Here is an 18554-nt window from a genome sequence, read left to right on the forward strand (position 1 = left end):
AACTGATTTCGTGCCTTCCAAAACTAATAAACTTAAACTTATTTTTTAACAAATTGTTTTCTAATGGACTCTTTACCAACTTGTGTTGCTATAACATAAAGACCGCTTGAGAAGTTACTTACGTCAATAATAGTTTCGTTAGTCTCTGCATGTTGTTTTAGCACTACTTGTCCTAAAGCATTATAGATTGAAATATCACCAAGTAAAGAAGAACTTGTCAAGGTAAGTAAATCGTTAGTTGGGTTAGGATACATTTTAAAATCAACAGTATCAAAATTAGCTACGCCCAAAGCTACATTACTAAAATAGACATTATCAATAAAAACAGTTCCGGCTCCTGCAGGATTCCCTGAAAATATTAATTGCGCAATGTGATTCTTGGTCACCAATCCGGTAAAATCTGTTAAAGGAATATCATAACCATTCCAAACACTCAACGTAGGGTGAAGGCTAATTCATGTTCAACATCATCGCCGCCACCAAAAGAACCATTGGCACCAAAATCAACTAATTTAATTCTGAACTGTGTCATATTGGGTGTCCAAGCATCTACATGGAAATACAACATTCCTGACGCATCAATTTGATTAGCGACTGTTTCTACCCCGACAAAATCAAGCGAAGAATATTTTTTAGTGTCATTACCGGCTATTTGCAAATCAGTTAAATTGGCTGAAGACCAAACCGTTCTCCAAGTATCAACCACAACGTTAGTATAGGCATTACTAAACATCGAAATAACATTGACAGCAGGTCTTGTAGGAGTTGGCGCAGCAGTCATAGGTGTATTAGGATCTGTAAACGGTACATTATGAAAGTAAACATTATCTACATATAGTGTTCCTGAACCAGCAGGGTTTCCTGAGAAAATTAATTGGGCAATGTGATTTTTGGTCACCAATCCGGTAAAATCAGCAAGGGCAATTTCATAAGTATTCCACCCATTTAAAGTTGGTGTAAAAGATAACTCGTGTTCTACATCATCTCCTCCTCCAAAGGCTGCATTAGCTCCAAAATCGACAAGTTTTATTCTAAAAGTTGTCATGTTAGGCGTCCATGCATCCACATGAAAATACAACATATTAGAAGCATTAATTTGATTTGTAACAGTTTCAACACCTACAAAACTTAGAGAAGAGTATTTTTTAGTATCATTCCCCGCAATTTGCAAATCGCTTACCGTGCCCGCTGACCAACTGGTTTGCCAAGTGTCCACTGGTACATTATTATAAGCATTACTGAACATTGAAATGACATTAGCTTGAGGTCTTGTGGGCGTCGGTGCAGCTACTGTGGGACCTGTCGGTGCTGCAATTTGAGGTGAAAAAGTAATATCATCAAAATAACAAGTGTTATTAGAAGTTCTCCCATTTTGGGAATCAATAAACACAACAATCTGATCAATCCCTGTAGAAGTAAACTCGCCTATTTTTCCTGAAAAGTCAAACGTCAACTCTTCCCACTGATTAACAACCGTATTGGCAACATTAATCTCTCCGGTTGAACCACCGTCAGGAGTAGCAAATTTTATTCCGACATTGCTGATTACAGGCTTCCAAACTTTAATTTTAACCGTACAATTTGAGGTCGTTAAGTTGAAAGTCCCTAATGGTGAACCGTGTGCTGTTTCTGTCCCAGCATAAAAAGGAGCTCCCACCAAAGGTGTGTAACTAGCTACGGTTGCAGAAGTATTTATTCCCGATGGATCTGGATTAGGAATAATTAATAAAGGTGCGCATGGCGTGCTTGGATTTTCAAATGTATTCCACGTCCAAGAAGCTCCATTGCCTGAAGATTCAAAATTAATTGGATTAGTTTGCGAAATCCCAACTGAAAAAGTTAAAAGGAATAGCAATAGCGTAATTTTTTTCATAATCTGTTTGATTTAAGTTCAACTCAAATTTATGACAGATCCAGAATTATGATTTTTTGTTTAACTATATAAAAACTATACAAGTAAACAAATAACGAAAACGTTTGAAATTGGGGCATAAGAGATCCTAAAACAACAATTTAACAAGTTCTTGCCTCTGAACAATTTTGTTGAATGTTGTGGTAATGTTAGGGTAGATTATGCTTTTCTACCAGACAGAAGGTCCTCTGGAATTATACACTATACAATTAAATTAGAGTATTAATTAAAATTTAGCACAATAAAAGTTAAAATATAATACTAATATTAAAATATTAAATATAATCTAAAACTCGTTCCAAAGCCATACCGCGGGAGCCTTTTATAAGGATCGTTTTGTGCTCTGGTTTTGTTGCCCGTAAATACAAGGTAAAATCTTCAAAAGAAGGATAGAAGTGAAAATTCGATTTCTGTACAGCATTAGCAAAGAAATCCTTTCCAACAAAATGACACTCAAACGAGCCGTTCTTATTCAAAAAATCAACGATGGCTTTATGCTCTGCTAAACTTTCTTCTCCGAGTTCATACATATCTCCAATAACCACCATTTTATTTACTTTATCGAGCTGTATGAAGTTTTCCAAAGCTACTTTCATACTGCTCGGATTAGCGTTGTAAGCATCCAATATAATTTCGTTAGATCCTTTGGTCAATAATTGGGAACGGTTATTTTCGGGAATATAACTCTCAATGGCGTCCTTTATGTCGTTTAAAGGAACTTCAAAATAATTTCCGATAGTGATGGCAGCATTGATATTATTTGCGTTGTACAATCCAATTAAATGAGAATTGATTTCGATGCCTGAAGTTTTGATTTTAACAAATGGATTTGCACTAACATTTTCAATAAAAACAGCAGCATTCATATCTTTTTGACTAAAAGTAATTCTATTGAAATCAATCGTCTTGACATTCTGGATTTCATCGTCCAAGTTTACAAAAACTGATTTTTGATTGGCTTTCAAATAAGCATACATCTCACTCTTGCCTTTTATAACACCTTCCACCCCACCAAAACCTTCGAGATGAGCTTTTCCAAAATTAGTGATATAACCATAATCGGGTTGAGCAATTTCACAGAGAAACTCAATCTCTTTTTGATGATTGGCTCCCATTTCTACGATTCCTATTTCGGTACTGGAAGTAAAAGATAATAGCGTCAGCGGAACGCCAATATGATTATTCAGATTACCAACAGTGGCAACCGTATTGTATTTTTTGGACAACACTACATTAATTAACTCTTTGGTAGTGGTCTTACCGTTACTGCCGGTTAAAGCGATGATAGGCAATTTCAAATAGTTTCGGTGAAATTGAGCCAACTCCTGAAGTGCAGTCAAACTATCCTCAACCAAAATAGTCCTGTCATCCATATAATAATCCGAGTTATCAATAACCACATAACTCGCTCCTTTTTCTAACGCTTCTTTGGCAAAGGTATTAGCATCAAACCGTTCACCCTTAATAGCCACAAAGAATGAATTATGTTCTATTTTTCTGGTATCGATTGAAACTTTGGTACACGTTAGAAATAATTCGTGTATTTTTTGAATGGTCATATCAAAAATGATTTAAAATAAAAAAGCCCTTAAAAATAGGGCTTTTTTGTTATTCTGTAAACTAAAATTAGTTTCTTGCTCTTTTCTTTTTGTCGGCTTTAGGACCAACTCTTGACATAGCACATCTGAATCCGATGTAGTCCGTAGCGATATCTTGCGGGAAGTATCTTCTTTGTGCAGGATCTAACCAATACGCTCTATCTCTCCAAGAACCTCCTTTGTATACTCTAACGTCATCATTAATCAAAGTCGTTCTCTTGTTTGATTTATCATATTTTCTGATCATATTTCCTAAACTGTCTGTAGATACATTATGTTTTGGAGAATCATACATTCTTTGGTTGTCTTTCATTTTTCCTTTTTCGTCACCTTCTTCTGAGTTACCAAACTTGAAGTATCTTGTAGATTGTTTATCTCCATCACGATAGTTTCTGTTGTCTGATTTGTCAAAGTTTTGTCTCAAATAAGTTTCTTTTTCATCAACCGGCACTTGAGCAATTTGACCAGGGAAATTTCTTGAAATGATTTTACCGTTTGGTAATGTGTCAAAAGTTTGCGTTTCAGCGGTAACCAATTCTACTTTACCGTCTTCACCAATTTTGTCTTTCATGTAAACGTTACCTCTGTAGTAGTTGAAGTCATTGGCCTCATCATCCACCATCGGTCTGTAAACATCGGCAACCCATTCGGCAACGTTTCCGGCCATATCATATAAACCAAAGTCATTTGGCGGATACGATTTAACTTTGTTGGTAATATCGGCACCATCATCAGACCAACCTGCGATTCCACCGTAATCACCTTTACCTTGTTTGAAGTTAGCCAATTGATCCCCTCTAACTTGTCTTTTTCCGGAACGCGTGTAGCTTCCTGACCAAGGGTATTTCTTTTGTCCTTTATAGGCGTTGTATTCTCTTTGCCCTACATCAGCAGCAGCAGCATATTCCCACTCTGCTTCGGTTGGCAATCTGTACTCCGGCAAAATCAAACCTGAAGTTCTTTGTGCATATACGTTTCTTGGACTGTTTCCATTATTTGTTGTACTTCCAGAAGAAGCAGCAGCAGCTTTAGGAGCAGCACCTGATTTTTGTCCTTTTTGCAATACAATTTTGTTATCTCCACCCATAGCGGTTGAAGGCGAAGCTAAATAAGCCTCAGTACTAAATACTTTATCAGCACTTACATCTGTAACTTTGGCGTCTTTTTTCAAATAACGTTGCTCTTCTAAGATTTTCTCGTTTACACGATCTGTTCTCCATTTTGCAAATTCTGTTGCTTGAATCCAGTTTACCCCAACTACAGGATACTCCGCATAAGCCGGATGTCTCAAATAGTTATTGGTCATGGTTTCGTTATAACCTAGTCGGTTTCTCCAAACTAGGGTATCAGGAGAAGCTCCTTCATAAATGTTTTTGTAATTTTCCTGATCTGGTGGGAAAACTTTTTTCAACCAATCTAAGTACTCCATGTACATTAAATTAGTTACTTCGGTTTCATCCATATAGAAAGACATCACGTGCTGTTGATTTGGAGTGTTGTTCCAATCGTGCATAACATCATCCTGAACTTTACCCATGGTAAATGTTCCTCCTTCTACCATAACTAAACCTGGTCCGGTAGCTTGCTTTTTAAATTTAGAAGCATATTGGAAACCACCTTTTTTGTCATTGATTTTCCAACCGGTAGCTTTTGAACCGCCTTTAGAATCGGATTTTTTACTACAACTGGTAAAACCAATCATTATCACTAATGACAGTAATAATTTTACAGCAATAATTTTGTTTACTTTCATACTCTTAGTAGGTAATAAATTTCGTGGCGCAATATAAGAATTAACGATTAAATTGCAACACCTTTTTTAAATTAATACTAAATTCGCCATTCGCAGGCGATTTCATATATAACGCAAAATTAAAAGTTTTATTGTATTTCGACTTAAAAAAAATATTTTTTTACTCATTTATACTATTTTGAGCAAAATTCCGTTTACTAGTGATATGAAAAAGATAATTACCACCTTCCTATTAATTTTTAATACCTGCTTGGCTATGGCCCAAGAGCAGGGACAAATTACTATAACTTGGACTGAAAAAAAAGAAACCTCTTTCGGCAATTATTCTATAACAGCTCCCCAATTCAACGCCGAAAACTATTCATTAGACAGCTACACCAAAACCTTAAAATATGCGTTGCGAATAAAACTTAACAGTCGCATAAATGAGAACTCATTTCAAATAAGCAACCCGGTATTTGAACCTATCGCCGAAAATCAACTGGGCGACCTTTCTGTAAAAAGTATTCCGTCAAAGTTTAACTATTCGTTTAAAAACAGTACGGCCAGAGATCAAAATTTCGGACAAATAACTATCACTCCTATTATAAAGGATGGCAATTCCTTTAAAAAACTAATTGCTTTCAGTTACTCTGTTCAACAAAATCAATCCAATAAAAATTCGGTTACTACTAATAATGTAGCCGCGATTGAAAACTCTGTTCTAAACACCGGAGGCTGGTATCGTTTTTATGTACAGAAATCAGGAGTGTATAAAATTACCAAAGGTTTTTTAGAAAGTTTAGGCCTTGATACTAGCGGAGACCCCAGAAAAATTAAAATTTACGGGAACGGCGGAAGAATGTTACCTTTATTAAACTCAGAAGACTACCCAATGGATTTGGCTGAAAACGCCATACAATTTATTGGTGAAGATGATGTCAAGTTTGACAATTCCGATTACATCCTCTTTTATGCCGAAGGGATTGACAACTGGAACGACGATTATAAAAGCAACCTAAACATCTATGCTGACAAGTCTTATTATTATGTAACTGCTCAAGGAGGAAATGGCAAAAGAATTGCCGATATACAACAACCAACTGACGCTGCAACAACTATAATCAATACGTTTGATGATTACCAATTTCATGAAGTAGACAATGTAAATATTGTAAAGCTGGGACGAATTTGGTTCGGAGAACAGTTTGGAGTAGACAGTGAACAGGAATTTAAATTCAAATTTCAAAATCTGGTAACTTCTTCACCTATTAAAGTCAACGTTCATGCTGCCACGACTGCCGTAGTAGTAACCAATTTTAAAATCGAAGCCAACAGTCAGCTGGTTGGAACGATGAACTTTGGCGCAGTATCTTCCACATCAGGCACCGAAGCTGTAGACCAATACCTATCGGCCCCTGTTAACGCCAATGCAGAAGACATTACCATCAAAGTTACGTTTGACAACAACGGCGTACCCAGTTCCAACGGATATTTAGATTACATTTCGCTAAATGCCAAAAGAAACCTGCAAGGTTATGGCAAGCAATTCCGTTTTCAATATAATGACGCGGCTGCTTTGCCGGGAGTGGGCGAATTCCAAATAGCAAATGCGGCTAACATAAGTCAAGTTTGGGACATTACCGATATTTATAATGTGGGCAAATTCACTAATGCCACTCAAAACACCTTTTCCTTTAAATCCGAACTTGGCGAAACCAGAAAGTATATAGCCGTTGACACTCAGGACTATTTTGCGCCTTTGAAAGATTCTAAAACAAAAGTCGATAATCAAAACCTCAAAGGCACTGTCCTTACCAACGCACAAGGCCAATTTCAAGATGTGGATTATCTTATCATTACTCCAACGAATTTAAGTACCCAAGCCGAAAAACTGGCAAACTTCCACAGAGGGTATTCAAATCTGAAAGTTAAAGTGATTACTTTAGAAAGCATTTATCAGGAATTCGGTTCCGGAAAACAAGACATTGGTGCCATCCGTAACTTTGTCAAATATGTTTATTTCAATGCTTCCTCTCCGGATAAAAAAGTAAAATACCTAAACCTTTTTGGCGATGCTTCTTATGATTTTAAAGACCGCGCCCGAAACAACACTAATATCGTTCCTATTTATCAGGCACTTAATAGCTATACTGAGAGCGAAGCTTCCTTTGCTTCTGATGACTTTTACGCTATGATGGATTCAGATGAAGGAAGAATTGATTCTGGTTTTACACCAACTTCAGGCACAATTTCTATTGCCTATGACATTGGCGGTATTGATATCGCTGTAGGTCGAATGATCGTCAGCAGTACAGAACAAGCCGACGAAATGGTTACCAAAGTCATTGAATACCATGACCTGAAATCCTATGGCAGCTGGCGTAATAATTATGTAGCGATTTCCGATGATACCGACAAACCCTCAGATGCTTCTCTACAAGCCAAACAAAATAATCTGACGGATATTATTGTCAATGAAAAGCCCTTTATCAATTTCAAAAAAATACTTTTAGACTCCTACGAACAAGAAACATCAGCCGGAGGGAAAAGATATCCAAAAGCCCGCGAAGAAATTTTTGCCGCTTTCGAAAAAGGAGCCTTAGTCTTTAATTATTTAGGACACGGCGGTGAAGACGGTTTATCAGGAGAGCGAATCTGGGAGAAATCAGACGGCCAAAACCTTAGCAACCGTTACAAATACCCGCTATTCATTACCATCACTTGTGATTTTTCAAGATTTGACAACCCTTACCGACCAACTGCAGGAGAGTACACCTACTGGAATCCAAAAGGAGGTGCCATCTCTATGATAACCACGATAAGATCAATTGGCCAGTTGAATGCCGAAATTTTCAACAACAAAATCGCCCAATATTTGTTTGCTTACAATAGTGACGAATACACCTCTATAGCCGAAGCCTTGCGATTAGCCAAAGCTGCCGGTTCTAACACTTCTACCAACGTGGTATTTTATCTCGGCGATCCTGCTTTAATGCTGGCCATCCCAAGACCAAAAGTAGTTTTAACCAAAGTAAACGATCAACCGATTACCGGTCCGATTGACGATTTTCAATCACTAGCTTATGTCAAACTAGCCGGAGAGGTTCGTGACGAAAACGATGCTCTTTTACCAAACTATACCGGCGATCTTGCTGTCAATATTTTTGACAAAAACATCGTCCGTGCCACCTTAAACAACGACGGCATGAGCCCGCCAATAAACTTTACCAATTTGGGCGAAACCATCTTCAGAGGAAATGCTTCGGTTACCAACGGTAAATTTGAATTTGGATTTGTTGTTCCAAGAGACATTAGAATCCCAGTTGATAAAGGTCGCATTAGCTTTTATGCCAAAAGAAATCAAACCCTTTTAGACAAAACCGGATACAATACGGATATAAAAATTGGCGGCATCAATACCAACGCCGTAGCCGATGTTACCGGTCCGAAAGTAAAATTATACATGAATGATGAGACCTTTGTCAATGGTGGCATCACAAATGAATCTCCGTTTTTCCTGGCTATACTGGAAGACGAGCACGGCATTAACACCGCCAGCGGAATTGGTCATGACATCATTGGGATTCTTGATGGAGACGAAACCAAACCTTACATCATGAACGATTACTACCAAACCGAATTGGATGATTATACGCATGGACGGGTATATTTCCCTTATCGCAATTTAGCGGTTGGTTTGCACACCATCACCTTCAAAGCTTGGGACGTTTATAACAATCCGATAACCGCCGAAATTCAATTTGTGGTAGTGGGCGATGAAAATGTGGCGCTTGACCACGTACTGAACTATCCTAATCCGTTTGTGAGCTACACCGAATTTTGGTTCTCCCATAACAGACCGTTTGAACCTTTAGAAGTCCAAGTACAGGTGATGACCATTACCGGAAAAATTGTTTGGACCAAAAATCAAACCGTAACAACGGATGGCTTCCTTTCCAGAGAAATAACCTGGGACGGAAAAGATGATTTCGGTGACCGTATCGGTAAAGGAGTTTATGTCTATAAACTGACCGTAAAGTCCACTTTATCGAATAAAAAAGCAGAAAAAATAGAAAAACTTGTAATCCTTTAGGAAAATACTATATTTGTTAACTTTTATTAAAAATGATAATGAAAAAAATTGCAGCATTACTACTACTATTAACCACGATACAATCAATCAACGCCCAAGAAGAAAGCAAAGCGATTACTACCGGAGTTCCTTTCCTGTTAGTAGCTGCTGATGCCCGTTCTGCCGGTATGGCGGATCAGGGTGTTGCTACGTCTCCGGATGCTTTTTCACAACAATGGAACCCGGCCAAGTATGCTTTCGCTCTTGATAAACAAGGATTCACAGCCAGTTATACCCCCTATTTAACGGATTTGGTAAACGACATCTCGTTAGGACAAGCAACCTACTACAACCGTATAAACGAACGAAGTGCTTTTGCCGTTAGTTTGCGTTATTTTGGTTTAGGTGAAATCGAATTAAGACAACAGGCCAATGACGACCCACAGATTGTAAAACCAAATGAATTGGCACTTGACGGTTCTTATTCGTTGAAACTAAGTGATCATTTTGCTATGGCTGTTGCAGGGAGATATATTCGCTCGGCACTAAGAATTGCCGACACCAGTGGTGGTGGTGATGCCAAACCTGCTTCTACCTTTGCCGTTGATATTGCCGGTTTTTACCAAGGTGAAGAAACCGCTTTAGCCGATTTTAACGGTCGTCTGCGTTTGGGCTTTAACTTTCAAAATTTAGGACCAAAGATTAACTACGACGCGGGAGCCTCTGACGATAACAGTGCCAACTTCCTTCCGGCTAACATGAGAATTGGGGGTGGTTATGATTTCATTTTTGACGAATACAATAAAGTATCCCTTAATCTTGAGTTTGCTAAATTATTAGTACCATCGCCTCAAAGTGCTGACTTAGATGGTGACGGTTTAATCGTAACTCAGGAAGAGCAAGACTTAAGAGATCAAAACAATATTGACTACAACAAAATCAACTGGGTTTCCGGTATTTTCAAATCGTTTAACGATGCACCGGGCGGATTTAGCGAAGAGCTGAAAGAGTTCACCTATTCGGTAGGTGCTGAATATTTGTACCAAGATTCATTTGCTTTCCGTTTAGGGTATTTTCATGAAAGCCCTATAAAAGGATACAGACAGTTTTTCTCTTTAGGCGCCGGCTTCAAATACAATGTAGTAAAAGTAGATGTCTCTTATTTATTCTCAGCATCGAAAGTAAAAAACCCATTAGAAAACACCCTTCGTTTCTCCTTAACGTTTAACTTTGGTGATAAATACGACGATTATTAATAGTAAATAAATCATAACAACAATATCCAAATTTCTGCTTTTGAAATTTGGATTTTTTTTCCTCAATAACGAATGAAAATCATTTAACACGAATGAAGCAAATAAACATCAACACCTCGTTCACCGTTTTCCAATCTGCAGCTGAATTACCGCAAGAAGCTCAAGCTTTAATGCAACAAGCCGTTGAAATCAGAAAAAAAGCCTATGCGCCTTATTCTAAATTTCGCGTGGGGGCCGCCATCCTCTTAGACAACGGTAAAATTGTTTTAGGGTCCAATCAGGAAAATGCCGCTTATCCTTCCGGACTTTGTGCCGAAAGGGTAACTATCTTTCAGGCCGGCGCCATTTACCCGGATGCCAAGATTGTAAAGCTGGCCGTTTCTGCCGCTTCAGACACTAACGAAACCAAGTCGCCAATCCCGCCTTGCGGAGCCTGTCGCCAATCCATTTCGGAGTATGAGTTCAAGCAGGATACGCCTATCGAAATCTATTTTATGGGAGAAACCGGTGAGGTCTATAAATCGGATTCTATCAAAAATTTATTACCGCTGAGTTTCGACAAAAACTTCCTGTAAAAAAAGAAAAATTACTCCTTTAAATTTTCCATCTTAAAGGGAATGTTTTACTTTTGCCATTCGCAAATTTGTGTGTGAGTGAACTATTTTGCGTTGAATAAAATTAAAACTTAATAACACTTTAGTAAAAGTAACCAATGAAAGAAGTAACAAAAGATGTTTATTTGAAATGGTATGAAGACATGCTGTTTTGGAGAAAGTTTGAAGACAAACTTGCCGCACTTTATATTCAACAAAAAGTTAGAGGATTTCTTCACTTATATAATGGTCAGGAAGCTGTTTTAGCCGGTGCCTTGCACGCTATGAACTTAGGCGGAAAAGACAAAATGATTACAGCTTATCGTAATCACGTTCAACCAATCGGAATGGGTGTTGACCCTCGAAAAGTAATGGCTGAACTTTTAGGAAAAGTAACCGGAACTTCCAAAGGTATGGGAGGTTCGATGCACATCTTTTCTAAAGAACACGGATTTTATGGTGGTCACGGTATCGTAGGAGCGCAAATTCCTGTGGGTGCCGGTATGGCCTTTGCCGATAAATATTTCAACACCGGCGGCGTAACCCTTACCTATTTTGGGGATGGAGCAGCCCGTCAAGGTTCCTTACACGAAGCGTTCAACATGGCTATGTTATGGAAATTGCCTGTAGTATTCATTTGTGAAAACAATGGCTATGCTATGGGAACTTCGGTAGAAAGAACCGCCAACCACACCGACATCTGGAAACTGGGCTTAGGGTATGAAATGCCTTGCGGACCGGTAGACGGAATGAACCCGGTAAAAGTAGCCGAAGCGATGCACGAAGCTATGGAAAGAGCCCGTCGTGGTGACGGCCCTACTTTCTTAGAAATGAAAACGTACCGTTACAGAGGGCACTCGATGTCGGATGCCCAATTGTACCGTTCTAAAGAAGAAGTAGAAGAATACAAAAAAATTGACCCTATCACCCAAGTGTTAGACGTGATCAAAGAAAATAACTATGCTACCGAAGCCGAAATTGAAGTGATCGACGAAAGAGTAAAAGACTTAGTAGAAGAATGTGCCACATTTGCCGAAGAGTCTCCTTTCCCGGAAGCACAACAATTGTATGACGTAGTATACGAACAAGAAAATTATCCTTTCATCCCTCACAGACTATAATTATGGCAACAAAAATCACAATGCCGCGCTTAAGCGACACGATGACCGAAGGAACCGTAGCAACTTGGTTAAAAAAAGTGGGCGACAAAGTTACTGAAGGAGATATCTTGGCCGAAATTGAAACCGATAAAGCCACCATGGAGTTTGAATCATTCAATGCCGGGACTTTATTATACATCGGAATCAATGAAGGCGAAACGGCTGCAGTAGATTCGCTTTTAGCCATTATCGGAAAAGAAGGAGAAGACATTTCGGCTTTGATTGCAGGAGGTGCTGCACCGGCTGCAACAGAAACAAAAGAAGCCACTCCGGCTCCGACTGAAACAACGGCAAGCGCAGCTGCTTCAACATCTTTACCAAAAGGCGTTGTAGTGGTAACAATGCCCCGCCTAAGCGATACCATGACCGAAGGAACGGTAGCCACTTGGTTGAAAAAAGTAGGTGACGAAGTGAAAGAAGGCGATATTTTAGCTGAAATCGAAACCGATAAAGCTACGATGGAGTTCGAATCGTTCAATGCCGGTACGTTATTGTTCATCGGAATTCAGGAAGGACAATCAGCAGCAGTTGACAGCGTTTTAGCTATTATCGGCCCTGCAGGTACTGACATCACAGGTATAGCCGAAAATTATAAAAAAGGAGGCACTACTCCAACAGCCGCTCCGACAGCTACTGAGCAAGCGGCACCTATTGCCGTTTCAACTGAAGCCGCACAAACTGCCGATGGCGGAAGAATCTTTGCTTCTCCATTAGCCAAACAAATTGCCAAAGACAAAGGAATCAATCTGTCACAAATAAAAGGTTCAGGCGAAAACGGTCGTATCACTAAAAGCGATGTAGAAAACTTCACTCCTTCTGCGGCGGCAGCACAAGCGGCAGTTTCAACAACAACCGAAGCGCCACAAGCAACCGTAAGACCATTTGTTCCTGCCGGCGAAACAGCATCCGAAGTAATCAAGAATTCACAAATGCGTAAAACCATTGCGAAACGTTTATCGGAATCTATTTTCACCGCCCCTCATTTCTATCTAACCATAGAAGTAGGAATGGACGAAGCCATGAAATCAAGAGCCGTAATCAATACTATTCCGGACACCAAAGTATCGTTCAACGATATGGTCATCAAAGCTTGTGCTATGGCCTTGAAAAAACATCCGAAAGTAAACTCCCAATGGAGTGACGACGCGATAACCATCAACCACCATGTTAATGTGGGGGTAGCTGTAGCCGTTGAAGACGGATTGGTTGTTCCTGTTTTGAAATTTACAGATCAAATGAGCCTAACGCAAATTGGCGGTAACGTAAAAGACTTAGCCGGAAAAGCAAAAAGCAAAAAGCTACAACCTGCCGAAATGGAAGGAAGTACCTTTACAGTATCTAACTTAGGGATGTTTGGCATTCAGTCGTTCACGTCTATCATCAATCAACCCAATTCGGCCATCCTATCTGTAGGGGCTATCGAAGAAAAACCGGTAGTCAGAAACGGTCAGATTGTAGTAGGAAACACTATGACTTTAACCTTAGCTTGCGACCACAGAACGGTTGACGGGGCTACAGGAGCTCAATTCTTGCAAACCCTAAGACAGTACCTGGAAAACCCGGTTACCATGTTGGCGTAACTAGCTTGTATATTTAAAATAAAATCCCGCTTAATGCGGGATTTTTTTATGACTTCAAGCAGAAGAGATAATCTGTGTCTGTAAAACTTGTCATTCCGACGTAGGAGGAATCTCTTAATATTTAAAAAAACACCAACTGATACTTATTGCTTCATAATTTATATCTTTATCTTTTTCTAATTTTTGTTATTATTCCATCATGAGCGGAATAACTATTGATATAACCTGCTCTTTTCAATTTCTCAATAAAATTTAAATTCCAATCACTAGCATTAATCGGAGGTTTTACTCCTCCAATAACAATGTTTGAAAAAGGCGATCCTAAAATATTTAATACAGATTCTATTTTAGCTCTATCACTCAAAAACAATTTGCTATATAAGTTACATAATTTAACTTTATCATTTATATTACTAGAAAATTTCAGAATCTTATCTAAGTAGCTAAATGATAACTCAATAGAAACATTCCTAATTAAAACTTGATTCAAGAGGTTTCCAAGATTGTTTTTCTCTGTTATTTGATTTTCTTCTATTTCAGAAATTAATTTTATTTTGTTACTATTAGCCAAACTTTCTAAACTTAATAAACTTTCTATTTCCTCGATAGTCAGTTCGATCTTGTCTTCTTCGTCAATTTCAGTATCATCGCGTTGTTCTATATATTTATCGAAATTTAGTTCTATCAGTAGGATTTGCTTATGAATTGAAGACAGCCTTAATTCTTCCATATTTGTATCATTCAATTCAACAAAATCCATACTTATCAAAATTTCTATTTTATCTTCACTCAACAGCCCAAATTCTATTTTTCCTATGGGTTCATCTATAATTTGTAACAGGGCTTTATATGCCTCATTTGTCAAATCATTTGCTGTAATTAAATTGTGTATAAAAGTACTTTTAAATTCATCCTCAATATCTTCATCAGTAATATTAGATTTTGATAATTCAGAAAAATGATTTTCTTTATTTAGATAACTAATAATAGTATCATCAAATACATCTTCACCACAATATGTTATAATATTCTCCCATGTTGGTTTTACTTTATCTTTTTCAAGTAAGTATTTCCAAATCAAACCTGATTCAACATCATCTAGTTTACTTAAAATGAACTCCTCTTTGTCAATAATTAAAAACTTATCCTCGTCATCTAAATTTTTATTATTTAGTAAATTAATGATATTTTTTTCTTCTTCTTTGATATTTGAATCAATTCTCAAGAAAACATTGTTAATATATACACTAATATTTTGATTGACGTATTTTATTAATTGAGAACATTTTGAGAGTAAAATAGTGCTATAATTAGATTTTTTTAAATCATTAACAACAATATTATCCTCTTCAGATTTTTCAACTACAACTTGTTTTATTAAATCTTCATTGATTTCATATAGGTTGTTTTGATAAATGAAATCAAATAAATCTTCATTGGCCTTAACTTCTTGTGGGTATTTAAACTTAATATTCAACTGCAATAAAATTTCTTTAACCTTTTCAGACTTTTCAGGAAATAGATTAAGAAAGTCTGCTTTTTGAGAAATGTAATTGGATAATTTTGAGCTTGCATTTAAATTGATAACATCAGAATTATCAGCATATAAAAGAATTTGTTTTAAAACAAAATCTTTATCATAATCTGAAAAATTAGTACCTTCAATAAAATCCCAAAATCCTTGATATAGTTTACATACCGAATTTGTAAATCGAGAAATGTGTTTTCCATTTAAAGCATAGTTTTCTATAAAATTAATTGTTCTTTCTGTCTTATTATTAAACTGACTAAATAAAATTGTGATAGCATCATAATTCTCCTTTTCAAAAAGATAATCAACTAAATGGATATTTAAAGTTGCCTCTTTATCGTAATCATTCTGCGTCTTTTTCACAACCGCTTCAATCTTATCTAATTTAAAATCTATAGATAAAGGCTTATTATCTCTAATACTTAATATAAAGTTCTTATCATTTCTTGTGATTGTAATGTCATAAAATATAGATATATAATCAAAATAGTCTTCCGCAATAAATCCTTTTCTTATCAAATAAATTAACACATCTGATTTTCTTAATTCTTCATTAATATCATCAATACTATTTGATATTTTCAAAGTTTCCTCAATAGAACTTCTTCTAATTTTATTAATATTATCTCTGATTGTTTGAATACTTTTATTGTAATTATGAATCTCGTTATCCTCCCTTGCGGAAATTAAATCCGCTTTTTTCAAATAAGAAAGATTTACATCAATTTCTTTCTCAACTTGTTTAAACGAGAGATTAGCAATAACAGGGTTCAATTCATCATATCTTGACCAAGAAGAGTTATATCTTTCTTCTATGTAAGAGAAGCTATTTAGCCCAATAATTTCATCAAACACTTCGTCTTTAATTAATTCATCAATTTGGCTAACACTATAGTTTTTAGATAACTTAATATATGTTGCTTTCTTTCCTAGTTTTTCGAATATTTTAAGAATATACAATCTTCTTAAGTCATAAATGTTTTCAATTTTTACATCTTCTATTTCCAATATTTTTTTTCTGATACGAACTATTTCAGCGAGCTGTTCTTCAATAAATTTATCTTTCAATATTTTACTGTCCGAATTAAATAGTTTGTAAACCATTCCTTCATTTCTGTGTAGTTTTGCAAAATCTTTGGGATATAAATTTTTATAAACTACAAATGACAACAATTTGTTAGCCGATAAATTTATATTAGTTTCTTTGGTTAGCTTTTCGAAGTAAATTTTGTATTCATTAACAATATTCTTTAACAACCTCATGTCATCAATGTAAAGAGAAATATCATCTAACAAATTTTCATCAATTTCATTATTACCCAATTTCTCAAATAAAAATTCGAATGAATTAGATGAGTTAATTACCGGTATTATTGGAATAATAAAATCAAAAAACTTTGTTCTATTACCATCTAAAAACATCTCATCTTTTAATGCATATACAAACACTATATGCCTATTTATTTGTTTTGAAAGATTAATTAATAAATTAATTTCTCTCAACTTAGTAAAAATTTCAGGCTCTTTAAATCTGTCTAGATCTTCAATAAATACAACATCATACTTTGTCCTTTCGAAAAAATAAATTATCTCATCTAAATTTTTGTTAAGAATTGAATTGTCATTTACTTCTCGATTAAGCTCAACATCTCCTTTTAGATTGACTTTACTAAACTTAAAATCACTAAAAGCTTTTACGAAGCTCTTAATAAAAAGAAAATCCCTATCACCATAAGAATCCCTGAAAACAATTCAAGTATATCCGCATTAACAATAAAAAAATTATAGGTAAGACAAACTTTTAAAATCATTTCTCTTTGAAAAAGAAAAATATATCCTAAAGCTGTAATGAATACAAAGAAAGTATTCAAATAAACATTATGCTTTTTAAAGTTTTTTATTCTCTTAAACCTTGAATTCGGTAACTTACTGCTCTTTTCTATATAAAGCATTTGTTGTAAAATGCTCAACTCAATTTTGTGATTTAATGAGTCTCTTTCTTCTTTTTGTTCTTTTGTTTTAAGTTTTACTTTTGATTTTTCTCCATCTGCAACATCATTATCTTCTATATCTTCGAAGGTCGCCAATGAGATATTTAAATAATCAAATTCAACATGTCTGTTTTTAAAAGTTTTAATGATACTACTTTTTCCAGAACCATACGATCCAGTTAGTGCAATGTTTTTAATATTCTTATTTTTTAATGCCCAAAATAAAGCACTTGTGTAAGTAACTTCATTTTTTATAATTGTTGGAGTAAGGTCATCAAAAGACTTTGGATTTTTATTAAATGGATAACCTAATTTACTTTCAATTCTATTAAGTCTCCTAGCAAATACAGTTTTTACAGAGTTTAATATGCTTACGCAGCAAATAATCAAACAATTCGAAAATTTATTTTTGCCAATCTTTACAGGTAAGTTATTTTCTTCCATAACCATATGCTATTTAATCATTCTTTAATTTTTATAATAATTTTATTAAAAAAAGCTGCCCTATAACCTGGGCAGCTTTCTATACCTCTAATAATAGACATAACCATAATCTATAAGATGTAGTAAGTTATCTTTTACTGTTCCATCATGAGTTGTTCTTAGAAATGGAGGATTTGCATTAACAACATGTATATCTCCTCCAGCTAACCAACTTGCTGTTGCATAATTCCATAAATAAGTTTTTGCACTATTTTGTTGATTTTGCAATAGTGTAACCGCTTCAGCTTTAGTCATTCTGACAGCATGTCCAATAGAATACCCACCGTTTGCATTTCTTGTTCTTAAATGAACTGCATAGTGAGTAATCACATTGATATCATTTTTCCAGACTCCAGATATTCTATACTCTGCCATAATTTAATTTTTGGGTGGATAAGGATCATTCCCATAACTATCTCTAGCTCTAATTTGACCATCTTTTCCATGGATTAATAATTCAGATTGCTGATTTTTTGCAATCTCTCTTGCTGCATCAATTGCTTGTTGTTGAGTAGTAGTAACCACCGTTGCCTTCGTGTTACCTTCACCTTTTACCGCCCAACCTTCGTTGTGCTTAACTACATGTTGATTTTTTCCCATTGTATTAGTATATTAGGGATGAGCGCTCAAGTTTATAACGGTA

13 protein-coding genes are annotated in these 18554 nt (G+C 36.0%); 5 read left to right on the forward strand and 8 right to left on the reverse strand.

The features are described from left to right. Positions 1-38 precede the first annotated feature (38 nt). The 4 genes from GUU89_RS02180 to gldJ form a co-directional block, all read right to left on the reverse strand. A complete protein-coding gene (locus GUU89_RS02180; RefSeq protein WP_162126391.1) occupies positions 39-437 on the reverse strand; it encodes a T9SS type A sorting domain-containing protein in 399 nt (132 codons plus the stop codon). Then, positions 434-1873: a hypothetical protein gene (locus GUU89_RS02185; protein ID WP_162126392.1), complete on the reverse strand. Its 1440-nt coding sequence runs from the start codon at positions 1871-1873 to the stop codon at positions 434-436. Before GUU89_RS02185 ends, GUU89_RS02180 begins: the two co-directional genes overlap by 4 nt. A gap of 314 nt (positions 1874-2187) precedes the next feature. Further along, on the reverse strand, positions 2188-3471 hold the full coding sequence (locus GUU89_RS02190; protein WP_162126393.1) for a UDP-N-acetylmuramoyl-tripeptide--D-alanyl-D-alanine ligase: 1284 nt from the start codon (positions 3469-3471) through the stop codon (positions 2188-2190). 67 nt (positions 3472-3538) lie between these two features. Continuing rightward, positions 3539-5263: a gliding motility lipoprotein GldJ gene (gene gldJ / locus GUU89_RS02195; RefSeq protein ID WP_162126394.1), complete on the reverse strand. Its 1725-nt coding sequence runs from the start codon at positions 5261-5263 to the stop codon at positions 3539-3541. Positions 5264-5468: 205 nt separating this feature from the next. On the opposite strand from gldJ, the gene porU reads away from it, so the two are divergent. The 5 genes from porU to GUU89_RS02220 all read left to right on the forward strand — a co-directional run bounded on the left by porU (position 5469) and on the right by GUU89_RS02220 (position 13906). Next, a complete protein-coding gene (gene porU / locus GUU89_RS02200; RefSeq protein WP_162126395.1) occupies positions 5469-9338 on the forward strand; it encodes a type IX secretion system sortase PorU in 3870 nt (1289 codons plus the stop codon). Between the two features lie 38 nt (positions 9339-9376). Further along, positions 9377-10573 (forward strand): type IX secretion system outer membrane channel protein PorV, encoded by a 1197-nt coding sequence (gene porV / locus GUU89_RS02205; protein ID WP_162126396.1) that lies wholly within the window; start codon positions 9377-9379, stop codon positions 10571-10573. A 92-nt stretch (positions 10574-10665) separates the two neighbouring features. After that, entirely contained in the window at positions 10666-11148 is a 483-nt protein-coding gene (cdd, locus tag GUU89_RS02210) for a cytidine deaminase (RefSeq protein WP_162126397.1), read from the forward strand. A 137-nt stretch (positions 11149-11285) separates the two neighbouring features. Further along, positions 11286-12287, forward strand: a complete 1002-nt coding sequence (gene pdhA / locus GUU89_RS02215) for a pyruvate dehydrogenase (acetyl-transferring) E1 component subunit alpha (RefSeq protein ID WP_162126398.1) — start codon at positions 11286-11288, stop codon at positions 12285-12287. Between the two features lie 2 nt (positions 12288-12289). Further along, positions 12290-13906, forward strand: a complete 1617-nt coding sequence (locus GUU89_RS02220) for a pyruvate dehydrogenase complex dihydrolipoamide acetyltransferase (RefSeq protein ID WP_162126399.1) — start codon at positions 12290-12292, stop codon at positions 13904-13906. 166 nt (positions 13907-14072) lie between these two features. On the opposite strand, the gene GUU89_RS02225 is transcribed toward GUU89_RS02220, so the two are convergent. From GUU89_RS02225 to GUU89_RS02240, 4 genes are all read right to left on the reverse strand, one after another. Then, positions 14073-17189 carry a YobI family P-loop NTPase gene (locus GUU89_RS02225; RefSeq protein ID WP_394350920.1) on the reverse strand — a complete coding sequence of 1039 codons (3117 nt, stop codon included), beginning with the start codon at positions 17187-17189 and terminating at the stop codon, positions 14073-14075. Beyond that, the gene (locus GUU89_RS02230) at positions 17132-17872 is read right to left on the reverse strand and encodes a YobI family P-loop NTPase (protein WP_162126401.1); all 741 of its coding nucleotides are present in this window, start codon (positions 17870-17872) and stop codon (positions 17132-17134) included. Before GUU89_RS02230 ends, GUU89_RS02225 begins: the two co-directional genes overlap by 58 nt. 87 nt (positions 17873-17959) lie before the next feature. Beyond that, positions 17960-18286, reverse strand: a complete 327-nt coding sequence (locus tag GUU89_RS02235; RefSeq protein ID WP_162126402.1) for a DUF3892 domain-containing protein — start codon at positions 18284-18286, stop codon at positions 17960-17962. A gap of 3 nt (positions 18287-18289) precedes the next feature. Further along, the gene (locus GUU89_RS02240) at positions 18290-18511 is read right to left on the reverse strand and encodes a DUF2188 domain-containing protein (RefSeq protein WP_162126403.1); all 222 of its coding nucleotides are present in this window, start codon (positions 18509-18511) and stop codon (positions 18290-18292) included. Positions 18512-18554: the final 43 nt, after the last annotated feature.

Origin of the sequence: Flavobacterium phycosphaerae, assembly GCF_010119235.1 — a bacterium.
GTDB lineage: Bacteria > Bacteroidota > Bacteroidia > Flavobacteriales > Flavobacteriaceae > Flavobacterium > Flavobacterium phycosphaerae.

Excerpts from the sequence above, each read along its gene's own strand:
- GUU89_RS02185 (WP_162126392.1), bottom strand. The coding sequence starts at position 1,873 with ATGAAAAAAATTACGCTATTGCTATTCCTTTTAACTTTTTCAGTTGGG.
- GUU89_RS02190 (WP_162126393.1), bottom strand. The coding sequence starts at position 3,471 with ATGACCATTCAAAAAATACACGAATTATTTCTAACGTGTACCAAAGTT.
- gldJ (WP_162126394.1), bottom strand. The coding sequence starts at position 5,263 with ATGAAAGTAAACAAAATTATTGCTGTAAAATTATTACTGTCATTAGTG.
- porU (WP_162126395.1), top strand. The coding sequence starts at position 5,469 with ATGAAAAAGATAATTACCACCTTCCTATTAATTTTTAATACCTGCTTG.
- porV (WP_162126396.1), top strand. The coding sequence starts at position 9,377 with ATGAAAAAAATTGCAGCATTACTACTACTATTAACCACGATACAATCA.
- cdd (WP_162126397.1), top strand. The coding sequence starts at position 10,666 with ATGAAGCAAATAAACATCAACACCTCGTTCACCGTTTTCCAATCTGCA.
- pdhA (WP_162126398.1), top strand. The coding sequence starts at position 11,286 with ATGAAAGAAGTAACAAAAGATGTTTATTTGAAATGGTATGAAGACATG.
- GUU89_RS02220 (WP_162126399.1), top strand. The coding sequence starts at position 12,290 with ATGGCAACAAAAATCACAATGCCGCGCTTAAGCGACACGATGACCGAA.
- GUU89_RS02230 (WP_162126401.1), bottom strand. The coding sequence starts at position 17,872 with ATGGAAGAAAATAACTTACCTGTAAAGATTGGCAAAAATAAATTTTCG.
- GUU89_RS02235 (WP_162126402.1), bottom strand. The coding sequence starts at position 18,286 with ATGGCAGAGTATAGAATATCTGGAGTCTGGAAAAATGATATCAATGTG.
- GUU89_RS02240 (WP_162126403.1), bottom strand. The coding sequence starts at position 18,511 with ATGGGAAAAAATCAACATGTAGTTAAGCACAACGAAGGTTGGGCGGTA.